The organism is Brevundimonas sp., from assembly GCF_041688735.1.
GTDB lineage: Bacteria > Pseudomonadota > Alphaproteobacteria > Caulobacterales > Caulobacteraceae > Brevundimonas.
The window spans coordinates 51443-69070 of sequence record NZ_JBDNHO010000090.1 but is presented as its reverse complement, the minus strand read 5'-3'; the positions used below and the strand labels follow the sequence as shown (position 1 = coordinate 69070).

At 66.0% G+C, this 17628-nt stretch carries 20 protein-coding genes, 1 tRNA gene and 1 pseudogene; 12 read left to right on the top strand and 10 right to left on the bottom strand.

Features of this window, described 5'->3' with window-relative positions; genetic code table 11:
- The 6 genes and pseudogenes from ACESMO_RS09510 to ACESMO_RS09485 form a co-directional block, all read left to right on the top strand.
- A pseudogene (locus tag ACESMO_RS09510) lies at window positions 1–119 on the top strand (IS5/IS1182 family transposase); the annotation flags it as partial.
- 49 nt (window positions 120–168) lie between these two features.
- The gene (locus tag ACESMO_RS09505; RefSeq protein ID WP_372707919.1) at window positions 169–657 is read left to right on the top strand and encodes a carboxylesterase family protein; all 489 of its coding nucleotides are present in this window, start codon (window positions 169–171) and stop codon (window positions 655–657) included.
- 194 nt (window positions 658–851) lie between these two features.
- Window positions 852–1247, top strand: coding sequence for a hypothetical protein (locus tag ACESMO_RS09500; RefSeq protein WP_372707918.1), 396 nt, complete (start codon window positions 852–854; stop codon window positions 1245–1247).
- Window positions 1248–1467: 220 nt separating this feature from the next.
- Complete coding sequence (locus ACESMO_RS09495; protein WP_372707917.1) at window positions 1468–1971, top strand: hypothetical protein; 504 nt, start codon at window positions 1468–1470, stop codon at window positions 1969–1971.
- A 72-nt stretch (window positions 1972–2043) separates the two neighbouring features.
- Complete coding sequence (locus ACESMO_RS09490) at window positions 2044–3726, top strand: lysine--tRNA ligase (protein WP_372707916.1); 1683 nt, start codon at window positions 2044–2046, stop codon at window positions 3724–3726.
- 140 nt (window positions 3727–3866) lie between these two features.
- Window positions 3867–4349 carry an SH3 domain-containing protein gene (locus ACESMO_RS09485; RefSeq protein ID WP_372707915.1) on the top strand — a complete coding sequence of 161 codons (483 nt, stop codon included), beginning with the start codon at window positions 3867–3869 and terminating at the stop codon, window positions 4347–4349.
- Between the two features lie 174 nt (window positions 4350–4523).
- Here the strand turns inward: ACESMO_RS09485 and ACESMO_RS09480 are convergent, their stop codons facing one another.
- The 6 genes from ACESMO_RS09480 to ACESMO_RS09455 all read right to left on the bottom strand — a co-directional run bounded on the left by ACESMO_RS09480 (window position 4524) and on the right by ACESMO_RS09455 (window position 7474).
- A complete protein-coding gene (locus ACESMO_RS09480) occupies window positions 4524–5159 on the bottom strand; it encodes a helix-turn-helix transcriptional regulator (RefSeq protein WP_372707914.1) in 636 nt (211 codons plus the stop codon).
- Between the two features lie 91 nt (window positions 5160–5250).
- A complete protein-coding gene (locus ACESMO_RS09475) occupies window positions 5251–5679 on the bottom strand; it encodes a hypothetical protein (protein ID WP_372707913.1) in 429 nt (142 codons plus the stop codon).
- 88 nt (window positions 5680–5767) lie between these two features.
- The gene (locus tag ACESMO_RS09470) at window positions 5768–6121 is read right to left on the bottom strand and encodes a hypothetical protein (protein ID WP_372707912.1); all 354 of its coding nucleotides are present in this window, start codon (window positions 6119–6121) and stop codon (window positions 5768–5770) included.
- A 33-nt stretch (window positions 6122–6154) separates the two neighbouring features.
- Window positions 6155–6541, bottom strand: a complete 387-nt coding sequence (locus ACESMO_RS09465; RefSeq protein ID WP_372707911.1) for a hypothetical protein — start codon at window positions 6539–6541, stop codon at window positions 6155–6157.
- A 64-nt stretch (window positions 6542–6605) separates the two neighbouring features.
- Window positions 6606–7004 carry a PaaI family thioesterase gene (locus tag ACESMO_RS09460; RefSeq protein ID WP_372707910.1) on the bottom strand — a complete coding sequence of 133 codons (399 nt, stop codon included), beginning with the start codon at window positions 7002–7004 and terminating at the stop codon, window positions 6606–6608.
- Window positions 7001–7474: a PaaI family thioesterase gene (locus ACESMO_RS09455; RefSeq protein WP_372707909.1), complete on the bottom strand. Its 474-nt coding sequence runs from the start codon at window positions 7472–7474 to the stop codon at window positions 7001–7003. Before ACESMO_RS09455 ends, ACESMO_RS09460 begins: the two co-directional genes overlap by 4 nt.
- Before the next feature lie 86 nt (window positions 7475–7560).
- On the opposite strand from ACESMO_RS09455, the gene ACESMO_RS09450 reads away from it, so the two are divergent.
- Entirely contained in the window at window positions 7561–8592 is a 1032-nt protein-coding gene (locus ACESMO_RS09450; RefSeq protein WP_372707908.1) for a ligase-associated DNA damage response exonuclease, read from the top strand.
- Here ACESMO_RS09450 and ACESMO_RS09445 read toward each other — a convergent pair.
- The gene (locus tag ACESMO_RS09445) at window positions 8589–10220 is read right to left on the bottom strand and encodes a response regulator (protein ID WP_372707907.1); all 1632 of its coding nucleotides are present in this window, start codon (window positions 10218–10220) and stop codon (window positions 8589–8591) included. The two genes, ACESMO_RS09450 and ACESMO_RS09445, sit on opposite strands and share 4 nt — an antisense overlap.
- Before the next feature lie 188 nt (window positions 10221–10408).
- Here ACESMO_RS09445 and queC point away from each other — a divergent pair, with 188 nt between their 5' ends.
- From queC to ACESMO_RS09430, 3 genes are read left to right on the top strand one after another with little or no spacing between them, the layout of a single operon-like run.
- Entirely contained in the window at window positions 10409–11125 is a 717-nt protein-coding gene (gene queC, locus ACESMO_RS09440; protein WP_372707906.1) for a 7-cyano-7-deazaguanine synthase QueC, read from the top strand.
- Window positions 11122–11757, top strand: coding sequence for a 7-carboxy-7-deazaguanine synthase (gene queE, locus ACESMO_RS09435; RefSeq protein ID WP_372707922.1), 636 nt, complete (start codon window positions 11122–11124; stop codon window positions 11755–11757). Before queC ends, queE begins: the two co-directional genes overlap by 4 nt.
- Entirely contained in the window at window positions 11754–12119 is a 366-nt protein-coding gene (locus tag ACESMO_RS09430; protein ID WP_372707905.1) for a 6-pyruvoyl tetrahydropterin synthase family protein, read from the top strand. The genes queE and ACESMO_RS09430 overlap by 4 nt, the downstream gene beginning before the upstream one ends.
- 1 nt (window position 12120) lies before the next feature.
- Here the strand turns inward: ACESMO_RS09430 and ACESMO_RS09425 are convergent, their stop codons facing one another.
- The 3 genes from ACESMO_RS09425 to ACESMO_RS09415 all read right to left on the bottom strand — a co-directional run bounded on the left by ACESMO_RS09425 (window position 12121) and on the right by ACESMO_RS09415 (window position 15828).
- Complete coding sequence (locus tag ACESMO_RS09425; RefSeq protein WP_372707904.1) at window positions 12121–12390, bottom strand: hypothetical protein; 270 nt, start codon at window positions 12388–12390, stop codon at window positions 12121–12123.
- 27 nt (window positions 12391–12417) lie between these two features.
- Window positions 12418–12494 (bottom strand) — tRNA-Val (locus tag ACESMO_RS09420).
- 19 nt (window positions 12495–12513) lie between these two features.
- Window positions 12514–15828, bottom strand: coding sequence for an autotransporter outer membrane beta-barrel domain-containing protein (locus ACESMO_RS09415; protein WP_372707903.1), 3315 nt, complete (start codon window positions 15826–15828; stop codon window positions 12514–12516).
- Window positions 15829–16052: 224 nt separating this feature from the next.
- Here ACESMO_RS09415 and ACESMO_RS09410 point away from each other — a divergent pair, with 224 nt between their 5' ends.
- Both ACESMO_RS09410 and ACESMO_RS09405 read left to right on the top strand, forming a co-directional pair.
- Window positions 16053–16208, top strand: a complete 156-nt coding sequence (locus ACESMO_RS09410; RefSeq protein WP_372707902.1) for a hypothetical protein — start codon at window positions 16053–16055, stop codon at window positions 16206–16208.
- A gap of 31 nt (window positions 16209–16239) precedes the next feature.
- Window positions 16240–17592, top strand: a complete 1353-nt coding sequence (locus tag ACESMO_RS09405; protein ID WP_372707901.1) for a glycosyltransferase — start codon at window positions 16240–16242, stop codon at window positions 17590–17592.
- Window positions 17593–17628: the final 36 nt, after the last annotated feature.

The following is a 17628-nucleotide window of genomic DNA, read 5'->3' as shown; positions in this document are numbered from 1 at the left end:
TCGAGAACATGTTCGGCAGGCTCAAGGACTGGCGGCGCATCCACACCCGCTACGACCGATGCGCACACACCTTCATGTCTGCCATCACTATCGCCGCCACGGTGATCTTCTGGCTATGATCAATGAGTCCTGAGCCTAGCGGCGCGCTGGGGGCAACTACCGCCCCCATTGCTTGCTCCCTATGCCTTCACGACCGATGAGGAGGCGCAGACAGCGCGCGCGGATTTCGAACGCGACCTGCGCTTCGGCTGGAACATCCGGGCTTGGGCAAGGCTACAGGCCGCGCACGGGCGGAGCCCTGTCCACGCCTATTATTTCAGCCGCCGCCCGCCTTACCCGGAAGGCTCCATCCAGCAAAACTGGCGCGCGGGCCATTTCGCTGAGCTCTGGTATATGTTCGATCACCTTGAACAGCAGGCATGGGCGTGGACGTCGCAGGACCGGACATTGGCCGACACCATGGCGGAATACTGGGTCGCATTTGCTCGTGACGGCGATCCCAATGGTGCCGGGAGGCCGGAATGGCCCGCGTTCACTGCCGGTGACCAGCGTGTCCTGCATATGGGGGAGACGATCGAAGCCGCCCCGCTGCCTAACAATACGGCGCTCGACGCCTTCGACGTGGTCTACGGAGCCCTCCGCCAGCCACGACAGTAGCTTGGGCGCGCGAGCGAAAGCCACTTCCGTTCTATCAGGCCCGCAATTTTCTGATCCACGTTTCAAACAGTCGGCTTAGCATTGTGGCCAAGGCCTGCGACGCTGGGTCTCAACGGATCGAGGGCCGGGCGCGGACATACTCGAACGTCATTTTTCTGGAGCTTTCTCATGCGGCGCCTGCCGATCGCCGTCCTGTGCGCTGCTGTACTGCTGTACTGCTGTCGGCCTGCGAGCCGATAGACACTTCCGCCCTGCGCGAGATCGAGGAGACGGCGGCTGCGGCGCGCAATACCGCCGACAACCTCAGCGCCCGCACCGACGAGATGCAGCGCGCTTTGGAAGATCCGGTCGGTGCCCTGCGGACTGCCGCCCTCGGGGCCACCTTCACCAAGACCGCGACCGCTGAACCCAATATCTTCGTCCTGACCGATCTGCAGACGGGCTGCCAATGGCTGGCGACCTATGGCGCGGACGGCGCTGCCAGTAGCATGGCCCCGCGCACTGAACAGTTGGGGGGCGCGACCCGGCAACGCTGCGTCTCCGTTTCGGGTCTCGGCGGGGCGGAAGCCGAGCCCGTTCAGGAGGGCTGATCGCCCGTAGTCAATGACGCGGGGGCCATGCAGGCTGCGAATCCCCCCACGGCTTGACTCCCTGACGCTTATGAGCGCCGACGACCATGGCCTGTCCGGCTGAAAGGGTCAGCAATCTTGCGGCCGATCGGCTGAACCTGCTGCCCGGCCGTGACAAGGCCGCTGGAACCTATGGTATGGGTAGCCAAACGCCGGTTGGCGAGGGTGTCGGGAGGGTGGGATGTTCATTCCGATCTGGGTGATCGTGCTGATTGTTGTGGTCATGGGCGGCTGGGTCTTCTGGTCGCTGGCGGCGGTGCGAGGGCGTAATCCCCTGCCGTTCCCCGATGGAGGTTCGCGGATCTTCACGGCGGCTTCGCCCGAGGGGAAGGAGGCCATCGTAGCCCTGCTGGACCGGCATGGGCTGAAGGCGCGGTTCCAAGCGGATAGCGGCGGCGTGTTGCGGTCGATCTTGTGGGACGGGACCATCATCAACCACCCTACGCCCGAGGTTCACCAGCGGCTGGGTTTCGCGGCGGCGAGCATCGGTCTGGTTGTCCGGAATCCAGACAAGGCGGCCCAGAGCGCGGTGGCCTTCCTGCGCGAACGTGGCTTTCAGGCCGAGGTGGTGTCGAATGTTGAGGTCGGGCTGCCGATCGCCTTCGTCACCACGGACGCCATGGTCGGGACGGTGCTCAACTTCCGCAAGTCAATGATCCACATGCCCAAGCCCTCACCGGCCTGACGCGACCCGGCATCCGTATGGCGAGAAAAAGCGAGCATTGACGCTGGGGTTCGCGGGCTGCAAACCCCGCCCATGCTTGAGAACCTCGAAATCCTCGCACGAGAGGCCAAATCCTGGCCGTTCGAACAGGCCCGCAATCTTCTGGCCCATGTGCTGAAGAAGCGGCTGGATGACGCTGAGCGGACGGCGGCCAAACTGCTGATCGACGCGGGCAAGGCGGACGAGGCGCTGGCGACGTTTCCGGCCTTGCAGCGTGAAGTGATCCTCGAGACCGGTTATGGCCCCTCGGGCCTGCCGCACATGGGCACCTTCGGCGAGGTTGCGCGCACAACCATGGTGCGCAACGCCTTCCGCGCCCTGACCGGCGACCACTGGCCGACGCGGCTGATTGCCTTCTCCGACGACATGGACGGGCTGCGCAAGGTACCTGAGGGCGTCCCCAATCCGGAGATGCTGACCGAGGACCTGCACAAGCCGCTGACCGTGGTGCGTGACCCGTTCGGGACGCATGACAGCTTCGGGGCGCACAACAACGCTCGCTTGAGGGCCTTCCTCGACGGGTTCGGCTTCAACTACGAATTCCTGTCCTCGACCGAGCAGTACAAGTCCGGCCGTTTTGACGCGACCGTGCTGACCCTGCTTGAGCGGTTCGACACGGTGCAGGCGATCATGCTGCCGACGCTGGGCGAGGAACGCCGCGCGACCTATTCGCCCTTCCTGCCGATCAGCCCGGTCACCGGCCATGTGCTGCAGGTCCCGACGCTGGAGCGCGATGTCACCAAGGGAACCATCGTCTTCGACGATCCCGCCAAGGACGAAGATGCCGGTCGCACCGAGGTTCCCGTCACCGGCGGCCATGTGAAGCTGCAGTGGAAGCCCGACTGGGCCATGCGCTGGACCGCGCTGGACGTCGATTATGAGATGTCGGGCAAGGACCTGATCGAGAGCGTGCGCGAGAGCTCCAAGGTCTGCCGGGCGCTGGGCGGCGTGCCTCCTGAGGGGTTCAACTACGAGCTCTTCCTCGACGTCGAGGGCCGGAAGATTTCCAAATCGAAGGGCAATGGCCTGACCATGGACGAATGGCTGCGCTACGGCACGCCGGAGAGCCTGAGCTGGTACATGTTCCAGTCGCCCAAATCAGCCAAGAGCCTGCATTTCAACGTCATCCCGCGGGCCATCGACGACTATCTGGCGGCCATTGAGGCCTACAAGACCCAGGAGCCGGCCAAGCGGATCGACAACGCCGTCTGGTCGATTCATGCGGGCGCGCCGCCGACCCATACCTCGCCCGTGTCGTTCGCTCTGTTGCTGAACCTGGTCGCCGTGGCCAATGCGTCGGACAAGGCCCAGCTGTGGGCCTATTTCGCCCGATACCTGCCCGAGTCGACGCCGGCGACCGAACCGCTGCTGGACCAGCTGATGGAGCGGGCGCTGAACTATTACGAGGATTTCGTGAAGCCGACGAAGTCCTACCGCCTGCCGGACGACAAGGAGAAGGCGGCGTTGCTGGATCTGGCCGGGCGGCTAAAGGCCCTGCCCGCGGACACGACCGACGGCGAACTGATCCAGGGCGAGGTCTATGCGGTGGGCAAGGACCACACTTTTGAACCGCTGCGGGGCTGGTTCGGGGCCTTGTACGAAGTGCTGCTGGGAGCGTCGCAAGGGCCGCGCTTCGGCTCGTTCGCGGCGATCTATGGGCTGACGCAGAGCATTGCGCTGATCGAGGCCGGGGCCGGAGGCGAACTGGCATCCTGATGAGCCGCGGCGCTTGGCATTCCGGGCCGGATCGTCCGCCGGCGCACATGAACGGAATATAACGACGGGGCTCCGGGAGCCTTCATGTGGTTCGGCGCATTGTCTGCGTCATCGACCAACTCGATGAAGGAGACTGAGCCATGTCGAAGATCAAGATCACCGCCGCCATCGCCTCCGCCGCCCTGCTGGGCTCGCTGGTTCCGGCCGCACTGCCCACCATGGCCATGGCCCAACAGGCCAACGGCATCATCAACTGCGACGCCCCCGGCGGTCGCCAGCGCGCCGGTGCCCTGATCGGTGCCGTCATCGGCGGTCTCGCCGGTAGCCGGATTTCGTCCAACGAGCGCACGCTCGGGGCCGTCGCTGGCGCAGGCGCAGGTGCCGCTGCCGGCTCCTACATCGGCTGCAACCAGCAGCGCGCCCGGGCGGATACCACCGCCAGCAGCGGTGCCCAGTACCGCGCCACGTCCAACCTGCGCATCCGCACGGGTCCGGGCACCGGTTATCGCCAGACCGGTTCGCTGAGCGCCGGCCAGCCCTTCAGCGCCATCGGTTCGCAGGGTCAGTGGGTCCAGATCGCCGGTGGCGGCTGGGTCAACGCCAACTACGTCTCGGCCTACTAAGAACATCTCGCCTGAGCAGGCATCGAAGGCCGTCCCCGAAAGGGGGCGGTCTTTCTTTTTGGGCGCTAACGACCTCCGGGCTGCTTGAGCGCTCTAGGCGCTAACGCCCTTCAGGCGGCTTGAGCGCGAGGCACCCGCTGCACTTCCGGCTGCTGACCGTCGGGTGGCGCAGTCTTACTGGCTGACCCAGAGGATGCGGCCCATCCAGATGATGTCGCGGCGCGCCAGCGTCCGCGGCTCATAGTCTGGATTGATCGAGGCCAGGGTAACGACGCGTGCCGTCAGGGCCGCGATCTCCTTGGCCAGGGTCTCGCCGCCCGTGGTGCGGACCACCACGCGGTCGCCCTTGCGCACACGGGTCGCGTCGCGATCGACCAGAACACGATCTCCCTCGCGATAGAGAGGTGTCATGGAGTCGCCGCTGATGGTCAGGCTGAACAGGGTGTCCTTCGAGCGGGGAAGATCCGTCTGCTCCCAGCCGTCGCCTGTCGGCAGGCCCGCGTCGTCGAAGAAACCGTTCTGGCCGGCCTGGGCCATGCCGAGCATAGGGGTGGTCGAGGGACGTTCGGGCGCATCCTGCGCCAGGGCCGCGAAGTCCCCCAGCGACAGGCCCGCGGCCCGGAGGGTGCGGGTCAGGCTTTCCGTCGAGGGCCAGCGCGGACGCGGAGGATCGCCGGGCCCGAACCGCTTGGAGGGGTTGAAGCTGGTGGCGTCGAGGCCCGCCCGCCTTGCCAGGGCGGAGGTGCTGATGCCCTCGCGCCGGGCCAGCCCGTCGATCGCCTTCCAGAGCTGGCCATGGGACAGGGGCATGCGATCACCTTCGGCCGAAGGAGCCGATTCGGGGCAGGGTAATCGATTAATCCAGGAATAAATACCTGAGGTTAAGCTTTTGAGCCTTCACCTATTCGAGGCCGGCGGCGCGGCGCTCCTGCCAGGCCCAGAAGGTGCCGACGGCAAGCGAAAGCATGATGCCGTAGCTGGCCAGGTTGATTACGGTCACATAGGCCGTCATCGGCGGACGAACATCCACAAGGGTGAGCACGTGGCTTATGACGATCAGGGACTGCAAAGCAGAGACCCAGACGGGCCACGATCGCCGACTCTTCCAAGCCAGGCCGCCGTAGACCGCGAGCATGACGATGTCGATGCCCAACAGCCCCCATTGCGTGCCGTAAAGAAGGCCGTCTTCTTGTATCAGCAGAGACGCCAGAAACCCCAAGGCATAAGTGCCGCCGCCGATCCGCTCGGGTTCGTCGCCTTTCAGAAATGCGAATACGACTACACTAAGGGCGAAGGCGGCGCCGATCTGTGATGCCAGGGTATCAAACACAGGGTCGCCTCCACACGAGTTCGTGTGGAAGCGACCATGCTATGATTTGCGTCCGACGGAAATGCCCGTCAGTCGACATTACTCGGAATTAAACGGCGCGGAGACGATAGTCCGCGTCCCCTCTGGTAGGTTTCTTTTCTTCGCCTTCAGGATACTTATCGAGGGTGCCGATGGCGTAGGCGCCCCAGCCCATGCGGCGGTGATCCTTGGCCATTTCGGTGTGGGCGGCGACGATGGCTTCGCGGGCCAGGCCGAGGGCGGCGATCGCCTCCATGGCCTTGGCTTGCGAAGAGGCGCCGGTCACGGGCGAGAGCGACAGAGCGGTGCGGCCGCCGATCATGGACTGCACCAGAGTCGTCGCGCGAGCAATGGCCTGATCGACGGCTTGCTCGGTGGCATTCAGGTCACCGGCGACGCTGGCGACAATCTCAGATCTGTCCATGAAACTATCCTCATTTAACAGTCAGAAACAGCCTCAACACACCTTTGCCGTATTCGGTAAGGATTTGTTTACCACGCCTGAGCGACCCGCGTTCGGTTCAGCGCCACCGCCGATCGGAGGGGTGTCGCCGGGCTTGTCGACGGGCCCCACAGCGAGCGAGTCCAGGCCCAGCTTGCGCGCCAGGGCGGCGAGGGTGTTATGGGTGTCGACCAGATGGCCGCGGGCTTCGGCCAGGGCGCTGAGGGACGCGGCGGCTCCGATGAAGGCCCGCTGCCCCGTTACGGCTGAAAGATAGGCCTCGGCGCGCGCGCCCGGCAGGGCGGCAGCGAGGGCGGCCGTCTCTCCCATGGCGCGGTCGATGGCGGTTTCGGCGGCGTAGATGCGGGCCGCGAGGGCCTCGCCGATGATCTGTCTCGTCATGACTGATGTCTCCCGTGACCCAGTGTCACCGGGGAATTCAATCATAGATATTACCAGCGCGCAACTAAAGGGTGTTTTCGGCCACGAGGAAATGCGCGGTCAGCGATGCGATGGGTTGCGCCTCGTCGTCCTGCCAAGCTTCCGCCAGCACATGCGCGACGCGTCGTCCGGCCTTGCTGATGCGGGCGCGGGCGTGGACGTCCACGGGGCGTCCCGAGCGCAGATAGGCGACCGTGACGTTGATGGGACGGGGCAGATGCAGGCGCGGGTAGAGCAGCGCGACCTGAGCTACGGCCGTCAGTTCCAGCAGGGCGGCCGTGGACCCGCCGTGCAGGGCCGGCAGGATCGGATTGCCGATCAGGCGCGCGTGGAAGGGCATGGTGACGGTCAGTACCTCGCCCTCGGTCCGCGTCGTCAGACCGAGAAAGCGGGCATAGGGCAGGCGGTCCAGAAGGTCTCTCATGCCGCGTCGCCCCTTTGGTCCTTCAGGTTGGATCCCAACACACGCCCACCGTTGGAATCGACCATATAGGCGCCCTGGGCGGCGGCGACGGGGTTCTCGGGACTGTCTTCGAAGGCCCAGGCGCGGACGAAGGCGATGGACCGGGTCAGGCGATAGCAGCGAGCCTCGGCGATCAGATCCCGACGCGGCTCGGCCGCCCGCATGTAGTCGACGCGCAGGTCGAGAGTGGCGATCGGCTCGAACCGGTCGAGCGCCACCCAGACGGCCAGCCCCCCGACATGATCCAGCAAGGTCGTCACCAGGCCGCCGGACAGCACGCCCGTCTCGGGATCGCCAACCAGATCCTCGCGCCACGGAACCCTGAGACGCACCCGGTCGCCGTCGAGGCCGTCGTAGGCGAAGCCGAGGGCATGGGTGTGGGCGGCGGCGGACGCGAGCTGCGGCAAAAGGGAAATCAGGGAGGAAGTCATGGTTTCGATATCGACCGTCGCGACCCATGCACGCAAGCGACCTTCGCGCGTTCCCTGATCCCCACGAAAGGGCCATATCGATTTCCATGATGCGTTTCGAGGACCTGCTGAGACCGACCCCCGCCGGCCTGTATTGCCCGCCGGGTGATTTCTACGTCGATCCCGTGCGGCCGGTGGACCGGGCCGTGGTCACGCACGGCCATTCCGACCATGCGCGGGCGGGCCACGGCGCCGTTCTGGCCACGCGCCAGACCTTGGCCATCATGGCGGAACGTTACGGCCTGGATTTCACGGAACGAGAGCAGGCTGCGGCCTATGGCGAGACGACGACACTGAACGGCGTCGAGGTCACCCTGGTCCCTGCCGGTCACGTGCTGGGCTCCGCCCAGGCGGTGATCCGGTCGAGGGGTGTCACCATGGTGGTCTCGGGCGACTACAAGCGCCGCCGCGATCCGACCTGCGCGGCGTTCGAACCCGTGCCGTGCGACGTGTTCATTTCGGAAGCGACCTTCGGTCTGCCGGTCTTCACTCATCCGCCGGACACGGAGGAGATCGGCCGTCTGGTTCAGTCCCTGCGTCAGTTTCCGGACCGGGCGCATCTGGTGGGGGCCTATGCTCTGGGCAAGGCGCAGCGGGTCATCCGCCTGTTGCGCGAAGCAGGTTGGGACCGGCCGATCTACGTCCACGGCGCGCTGGAACGGCTGAACCGGCTGTATGAGCGCGAGGGGGTCGATCTGGGACCGCTGCTGCCGGCCACGGGCCTGAAGCCCAATGCGCTGGGCGGCGAGGTCGTGATCGCGCCGCCGTCAGCGACGCAGGACCGCTGGGCGCGCCGTTTCGCCGATCCGGTATTGGCCTTCGCCTCTGGCTGGATGCTGGTGAAGGCGCGCGCGCGCCAGCGGGGGGTGGAACTGCCGCTGGTCCTGTCCGACCACGCCGACTGGCCTGAACTGACGGCGACCTTCGCCGAGCTTAAGCCGCAGGAGATATGGATCACTCACGGGCGGGAAGAGGGTCTGTTGCGCTGGTGCGAACTGAAGGGGCAGGTCGCCCGGGCGCTGAGACTGGTGGGTTATGATGAGGAAGACGACGAGGCACCGTCCGAACTGGTCGGCTAAGCCGACAGCCGTTCCGGTCCCGGCGCCTGCTGACCGGCACGCAGCGAGGCGGCGGCCTGTTCCAGGGCGGCGTTCATCGCCATCCGCAGGCGTTCGGGCTTGATCGGTTTCTCGACCACGGCCGCCATGCCGACCGCGAGATACTTCCTGGCGTCGTCCGGATCGGCATTGGCGGTCAGGGCGACGATGGGTGTGCGGCCGGCCGGGCCGTCCAGCGCGCGAATGGCCTGGGTCGCCTGGACGCCGTCCATGCGAGGCATCTTGATGTCCATCAGGATCAGGTCGAAGCAGCGTTCCTGAACGGCACTCAGAGCTCCCAGGCCGTCTTCGACGGTCTCGGACGTACAACCGAACATCTCGCAAAGGGCCTGAGCGACCACGCGGTTGGTGGCGTTGTCGTCGACGATCAGGATATGCGGATTAGACAGCAGGTTCAGGTCGCCCAGGCTCTCGACGTTCGACGTCGCGGCGGCCTCGACCTCCGTCCGCTCGACGGACAGGTCGAAGGCGAAGGTCGCGCCCCGACCCGCGTTGTTCACGGCCCATATCCGGCCGCCCATGCGGTCCATGACCTGACGGCAGATGGCCAGACCCAGGCCCGCACCGTCCGGTCCGGACCCATGCACGAAGGGTTCGAATATCTCGTCCACGCGCTCGGGATCGACGCCCGGACCGTCGTCGCGGATACGGGCCTCCAGGGCGATACGGCCGCCTTGTGCCGTGGCCTTCAGGCTGGCTTCGACGACCCCGTTGCGGGCGAATTTCAGCGCGTTGCCGATCAGATTGTTGAACACCTGCTTCAGCCGCATGCCGTCGATGACGGCGGCCAGTTCGGTGTCGCCCTCGTAGCTGATCATCAGGGTGATGTCGTCCTGCGAAGCGCGCGGGGCCCACATCGCCTGAACGTCATCCATCAGAGCCCGCAGGGGGGTGGGCTCCGGATGCATTTCCAGTTCGCCGGCCTCGGCCCGGGACAGGTCCAGCGCGTCCTGAAGGATGCGCAGCAGGGTCTCGGAGGATTCTATGATCGTGTTGACGTGCGCGTGGCCCTGGGGACCCAGCGGCTGGCGACGCAACAGTTCGGCGACCGCCAGGACGCCGTTCATCGGCGTTCGCAATTCGTGGCTCATGATGCCCAGGAACTGGCTCTTGGCGCGGGCGGACATCAGCGCCTGGGTCTTGGTGTCTGTCAGCGCGAGTGCCTGTTCCGCGAGTTCGGCGTTCTTGCGGCGTTGGTGTTCGTTGACGGCCTGCAGCAGGGACACGGCCGTGCCGACGCCTTGATAGCGCCCGTCGCGCGTGACGATGAAGCCGCGCATGAGGGCACCGGGGCCGCTCTTCAGCAGGGTGTCGCAGAAGGCGTCGATGGCGACGCCGGCCTCGACCACGGCCGGCTCGGCATCCATGACGTGCAGGATCGGGCGCCGCGCATAGAGGGCGTGGCCAAAGGTGCCGGCGACCTTCAGCAGGAAGGTATTGCGCTCGATCAGGCCTATCGGGAGGTCGTTCTCGACTACCGGCACAACCAGGATGTCAGGGTTCGCTTCGAAAAGCGCGAATACTTCGCTCCCCAGCGTCCGAGGCGACACCGCTTCGGCGCGCTCCGTCAAATCCTCGATCGTCGGCATACTGGCCGAAACTCCAGTGAGAAGACCTGAACATCGGACAAACCATTTGCGTATTGGTTAAGAGGCGGATTGTTCAGGCATTCGGCCTTTTTGCCCTGACGCTCGCCTTGGTGTAGAAGGCGCGCCCGTACCGAGACACCCCCACCCTTTCGCATGCGCGCGGCCGGCAGGCCGACCGCAGGTTTGTCATGACCGATACCGCGCCGACATCTGCCCGTTCCGCTCTCGTCCTGTTCTCGGGCGGGCAGGACAGCGCGACCTGTCTGGCGTGGGCGCTCCAGCGATTTGCCCGGGTCGAAACCGTGGGCTTCAACTATGGCCAGCGGCATGCGGTCGAGATGCAGGCCAGACTGGCGGTGCGCGACGGCATTCCCGGGGTGTTGCCGGCACAGGCGGATCGGCTTGGACCGGACCACGTGGTCGATCTGACCGGCTATGGCCGCATCGCCGACAGCGCCCTGACCAGCGAGCGCGCCATTGAAATGGACGCGCGCGGCCTGCCCACGACCTTCGTGCCCGGCCGCAATCTGGTGTTCCTGGCCTGCGCCGCCGCGCTGGCGGATCGCCGCGGCCTCGACGTTCTGGTCGGCGGCATGTGCGAGACCGACTTCTCCGGCTATCCCGACTGCCGCCGCGAGACCATCGACGCCATGGCGCGCGCGTTGTCCCTCGGGCTCGACAAGCCGGTCGTCATCGAAACTCCGCTGATGGCGCTGACCAAGGCCCAGACCTGGGCCTTGGCGAATGAGATCGGCGGACACGGCCTCGTCGACCTGATCGTCGAGGCGTCTCACACCTGTTATCGCGGCGACCGCGAACATCGCCACGCCTGGGGCTACGGCTGCGCCGACTGCCCGGCCTGCGAACTGCGCGCCGCGGGACATGCCCAATGGTTGGCCGCATGACCTATTCGGCCAAGGAGGTCTTTCTGACGGTGCAGGGCGAGGGCGGTCAGGCCGGACGCCCCGCCGTCTTCCTGCGTTTCGCAGGATGTAATCTGTGGAACGGGCTGGAGCGGGACCGCGCAGCCGCCGTCTGCACCTTCTGTGACACCGATTTCGTCGGCGTGGACGGCGATGGGGGCGGCAAGTTCGCCACCGCCGACGCCCTGGCCGATCATGTCTCCTCGTTTTGGCGAGGACGGGCGGGGGACCCCAGGCTGGTCGTCTGCACCGGCGGCGAACCCCTGCTCCAACTCGACCCGACCCTGATCGAGGCCCTGCATGGGCGAGGCTTCGAGATCGCCGTGGAAACCAACGGCACCCTCGCGGCTCCGGAGGGCATCGACTGGATCTGCGTCAGCCCCAAGGCCGACGCGCCGGTCGTCCAGACGGCGGGACAGGAACTGAAGCTGGTCTTCCCGCAACCCGCCGCCATGCCGGACCGGTTCGAACACCTGGCCTTCGACCGCTTCTGGCTCCAGCCCATGGACGGCCCGGACCAGACGGCCAATACGGCGGCGGCCATCGACTATTGTCTGACCCGTCCCAAATGGCGGCTCAGCGTCCAGACCCACAAATACATCGGCGTCAGATGAGCGTTTTCGAGATCACCAAGTCCGCCACGTTCGACGCGGCCCACCACTTTCCCAACGAGCCGGACGGCAGTCCGTACCGGCGCATGCACGGCCATTCCTTCTCGGTCGAGGCGACCGTGAGGGGTGAGGCGCTGGATGGCCACGGCTGGGTCGCGGACCTCGGCGCGCTGGACCGCGCGCTGAAGGCCACCGCTGAGGAATTGGATCACGGCCTGCTGAACGACAAGCCTGGGCTGGAGTTGCCTACGCTCGAACACCTGTGCCTGTGGTTCGCCGACCGGCTGAAGCCCGAATGGCCGGGTCTGTGCCGCATCGCCGTGGCCCGTCCGACGATTCACGAGCGATGCGTGCTGACCCTATAGGTCAACAGTCGCGGCCCTGACGCTGGCGCTGTTCGCACCGGCGCCGTTCGCGTTCCTGGGCGCGCTGTTCGCGCTCGCGTTTGGCCCTGGTTTCCTCGTCCGAGGTGGTGACCGCGTCGACGCCGGCACCGACCACGGCCCCGGTGGCCTGGGCCGCGCCGCCTACGATCGCCCCGGCCGTGCCGACGACCGCGCCGACCAGACAGCCCTGCAGCATCAGCGACCCGCCGACGACGATCGCGAAGGCGGCGGCGCGTTTCAAAAGGATCATGGCTCGAAACTCCCGGCGTCGGTGGCTTGGTGGGCGGCGAGGGGTTCGAACCCCCGACCCCCTCGGTGTAAACGAGGTGCTCTGACCAGCTGAGCTAGCCGCCCGTCCAAATCACTCCCCGACCTAGAACCGGAAGCTGGCCCGCAGGAACAGCATGAAGCGGATATAGTCCTCGATCATCTCGGCGTCGGCATTGATCGACAGCATGCCCAGTTCGTTGCCGATGTTGAGGCGGAAACCAACGATCGGACCGCCTCCTTCAATGGAGCCGCCGTCCAGGTTGAAGTCTGGACCACCAGAGCGGAAACGGCCGATGGTTTCGCCCGGATTGATCGAGATGTTCTGACGCCAGCCGACGCGAACTTCTGGCCGCAGCCAGTTGTTTTCTTCCATCGACATCCCGAGGTTGATCGCTGCCGTAGCCGAGAACAGGTGGCCGTCGCGGTCATCGATTTCGAGATCAAAGCCGTCGCCGCCGCCCTCTTCGACGTGGCCGTCCTCGCGGAGCGCGAAATACTCGGCATAGACTTCGGGACGCACACTGAAGCGACCGAAGTTGCGCTCGTATGACGCGCCGCCTGCGACCGCAAACGTGAGGCCGTTCCAGTCGGATTCATTGGACAGGTTCAGGCCGGCACCGACCAGACGGCGCTCGGAGTTGAACGAGGCATAGCCGGCGGCACCACGCGCCCATGTCGTCCAGTACTGGCCTTGGGCGCGCCAGTAGAGGCCGAGTTCCACCAAGCTGGCCGACAAGACCTCTTCGGCCTCGGACTCTGGATCCTCAAGGTCGGACGAGGTGAACGCCATCGTCAGGCCGACGTTGCCCAGTCCGGTGCCGCGCTCGATGCCTCCGGCGACGCCGAAGCCTTCCGAACGAAAGCCGTAGGTCTCGGTCTTGTCCTTGTCGGCATAGAAATTGATTTCCTGCACCCAGGCGCTGGTCTCGCCCGGCGCGGCTGCGGCGTTGCGGCCGGTCAGGGCGCGGGTGACGGCGTCAACGCCTGAGGCCAGCGACAGCAGGGGACCGCCCGAGTGATCCGGCAGCAGTTGTTCGTAAAGGTTGATGAAGTCGTCCCGGCCCGCCTGGGCAAGGAAGACGTTGCGGATGGTGACGGCGTCGGGATCGCTGATCGACGAATAGAAGGAATCGTAGAAGGCTGCCTCTGAAGAGATCAGCGCGGCTTCGCTCGCCGTGCGCTGGCGGACGTCGACGAAGACGTCGCCGGCTGGCACATTGGCGCCGGCCTGGACCACATAGAGATAGGGCGAGTTGGCTTCGATCGACCCCAGGTCGATCGTGCCGAAGTTCAACGTGGTCGCGTCAATCAGGACAAACCGGCCGGGCGCACTCAGCAGCGAGGCAAACCGAACGCCCAGCCCGGCGCCCGTCGCCAGGGTCGCCGTTCCCGAGACGTTGAAGCCGCCCGCCGTGCTGCTGGCCGGATCCACGGTGACGATCAGATCGCCGTCAGCACCGACGTTCAGGCTGGTGATGTTGGTCCGGGTGGTCTGGCGCGCATCCAGCGTGCCGTTCGTCACATTGATCGAAAGGGCACCGTCCGAGTCGGACACAGCACCGCGGACGACGCCGCCACCGGAGATCAACAGGCGGTCCGCGCCGGCACCGAAAGCGATGTCGCCAAGCACCAGGCCATTGCGGATGTCCAAGGTGTCCGCGCCCGATCCGAGCCTGATCGCGCCGACGATGAGGGGTTCAGCGCTGTCCGGTACACCGTCGGCGTCGGTGTCGGGGTTGGCGGTCGACGGCGTGGAGGCGACGCCCGATTGAATCACCGACACGCCTGTGGTGTTCGCGCTGACGTCGATCGCGGTCGTCGTCCCGGTGATGGGATCCCCGTCCTCGTTACTGTTCAGCGTCGCTTGAATGGAGCGGGTGTTGGTGATGGAGGTCAGCGTGCCGCTGAGATCCCGGATGGCGAAAATATTGCTGGTCCCGCCGCTGGCCGTGGCGAGAATGGAACCGGCGTTGGTCAGGGTGTTCACCGTCGCGCCCGCGTCGATGCGGATGCCCGTCGATCTGGTCGCGCCGAGTTCGCTCGAAACGCCCGCGGTTATGGTGCCGCCGTTGAAAAGTAGAGACGCCGTCACGCCTTGCCCGATGCGCAGGGTGGTCGCACTGCCGTCTATGGCCAGCGCCGCCATGCTGCCGTCGTTGCGGACGCCGCCGGCGATCGTGACCGTCTGGCCCGCATTGCCGCCGATGACCACGGCGTTGGCGTCGACGCCGTCGTAGACGCCCTGAGCGACGATGGAGCCCCGGTTGATGAAGCCGTAGGCGTCGCGTCCCACGCCGACCGCGCCGAGGGAGATCGCGCGCGTGGCCGAGCCGATCTCAACGGCTGGCGCTGAGCCGAAGCTGGTGATGGCCGAACTGCTTTCCGACGTGTCGGGCACGCCGTCTCCGTCCCGATCGGGGTCGGTCCGGTTCGGGACGCCGTCACTGTCGTCGTCCTCGTCGCCGTTTCTCACGCCATCGACGTCGTCGTCGCCTTCGATGCCGTTCGCGGAATATGTTGGCGGAACGTCCAGGATGACGCCACCAGCCACGTTGGCGGCCACGCGAAGCGCCGGCCCGCCTTGCAGAAGATCGTCCGGGTCGAGCTCGTCAACGAAGAGGAAATTCGCGTCGTTCTGCGGTGTTTCGGTGAAACCGACCGGCCGTTCGGCCGGCCGGCTGGAGTAGCGATAGCCAGTCGAGGTGATGGTTGATTCGACGACCAGCGCGCCATTGACGTCGCCTTCGATCGAGGCTCCCACGGTGTTCTGTCCGCGCGCGGTGATCGCGCCGATCAACTGCACCTTTCCGCTGATCGGGCCGGTCGTCCGAATGGCGTAGCTGTTGTCGCCGACGATGTTGACGGCACCGCGGACGTCCAGATTGCCCGTCAGGGGCGCTTCGACCGAGATGCCGAAGGAAGCGTTACCGTCGACGGTGATGACACCCGTGCTTTCCACGAAGATGTTTCCGACCAGCGGCGCGGCGCCCACGACGCGAACGCCGTAGCGGCCGGAACCATTCGCCGTCGGGCCGTCGATGTCACCGTCGTTGTCCGTGTCCGTATCCGTGTCAGGGGTGATGTCGTCGGACAGGCCGATGCTGCCGCCTATGGTCACGTCCCCGGTATTGCCACCGTTGACCAGAATGCCGATCGAACCGCTCGGGGTGTTCGCCATGACGATCGAGCCGCCGGAGTCGATGTCGATGCCGTGGCTGGAATTTATCGTCACGGCTGTACCGCCGCTGATGTTGAGCGCGCCGCCAGAGGCGATGCGGATCGAGTCAGGACCCGTGCCCGTCGCGTTGGACGTCGTGATCGGCGTCGTGCGGGCGGTGCTGATCACCACCTCGGCCATGGCTCCGGAAGCGGCCATCAGGGGAGCGATCGCCACCGCGGTCGCGAGTAGAATACGCATTCGGAAGAAACCCCAGTGGACGACACGCCAGACACGCCAGCCGTCCTCTAACAGGGACCATGCCAACCTGCTTCAAGTTTCTCGAATTTGAGGCGAATGCAAGGCCGTTGGACACGGCGTCCAGCGGTCGGGAAGCGCGGCTATTGCACGATGTGTGATCGTTATGATATCATAATAATATCAATCAAGGGGCTGACATGGCGCGGCCGAGGAAGCCATTCCTGATGCGCGCCTCACCGGGCGTGATGGCGGCGGTCGAGCGATTGGCCGCCGTCGAGCTGCGCTCGGTCAACGCACAACTGGAGATTTTGCTGCGAGACGCCCTGCATCGGCGGGGCATCACGCCGGCCGCAGACCCTCCGGTGACGGATGACACTTGAGCTTGGCCGGGTCCGGGTCTAGGGCGCGGTGATGGTCAAGTCGCATATGTCGAAGGTCCGCAAGGCCCGCCGGATTCAGAAGCGCGTCAAACGCATCGGCGCGTCCAGCATCAGCGCCGCCGAACGCGAGCTGATGAACCTGGCCGGGCTGGAGGTCCAGGAAGGCGAACTGCGCATGATTCCCGGCTGGGACGAGGAAGTCTCGGAAACCCTGACGGCCACGAAGATCGCGGGCGAGGACGGTCGTCCGCGGCTGGTCGACACCACGATGTTGTATGCCCCCCGCTCGGGCGGGGTGAAACGCTACCTGCTGTCCAAGAAGGGCTGGCTGGAGGCCAATCGACCCGGCGTGACGCACTCGCTGGTCGTGCCGGGCGCGCACCACAGGGCGGGGGATGACGGGATCGTGCAACTTCACGCGACCAAGCTGCCGTTCGGCGACGGCTATCGCTGGCCCACTTCGGTGCGCCGCTGGGGGGCCTGGGTGGCGTCGCTGAACCCTTCGATCATCGAAGCCGGCGATCCCTATACGCCGGGGCAGGGGGCGCTCGAGGCCGGGCAGCGCGCGGGTTGTCCCGTCGTCGGCTTCTGCCATTCCGACCCCGCCGGGCTCGCGGCCCTGCATTTCGGTGAATGGGCCAAGAAGCCGGTCGAGAAACGCTGGGCGCGCCTGTTCGGCCAGTTCGACAAGGTCGTCTCGCCCAGCCGCTTCATCGCGCGGCGGCTTGAAGAGGCGGGGGTCGGCAATATCGTGATCCGCCCGCTGGGCGTCGAGATCGACACCTTCCGCCCGGACCGTCGTGACCGCGACTGGCTGCTGAAAAAGCTGGACCTGCCCGCGTCGGCGCGCCTGCTTTGCTTCGCGGGACGTCCGGCACGCGAGAAGAACATCGATGTCCTGATCGAGGCCGTCCAGAGGCTGGGCGATCCCTACTATCTCGTCCTGGTCGGGGCGGGCTCGAGGATGCCGGCGGAAGAGCGGGTCATTTCCCTGCCGTACGAGGCCAACCCCAAGGCCGTGGCCAAGATCATCGCCTCCTGCGACGCCTTCGTGCACGCCAACGACAAGGAGCCGTTCGGCCTGATCGTGCTGGAGGCCATGGCCTGTGGCCGCCCGGTCGTCGGGGTGAACTCCGGCGGGGTCAAGGAGACGGTCGACGACACGGTCGGCCAACTGGCGAAGAGCGCGAATCCCGCCCATTACGCCGCCGCCATCGAGGCCCTTTTCGCCCGCGACATCGAGGCCATCGGCGCCGCGGCCCGCCTCCGCACGGTTGAACGCTTCGCCTGGAACCGCGTCTTCGAGGACCTGAGTTCCGTCTATGCGGAGGTCAGCGGCGAACCGGCCTTCGTCTTGCCGGATGGAGAACGCGCCGTACAGTGAAGCAGACTGAAGAGTCGACGATGAAGAGCCGGCTGC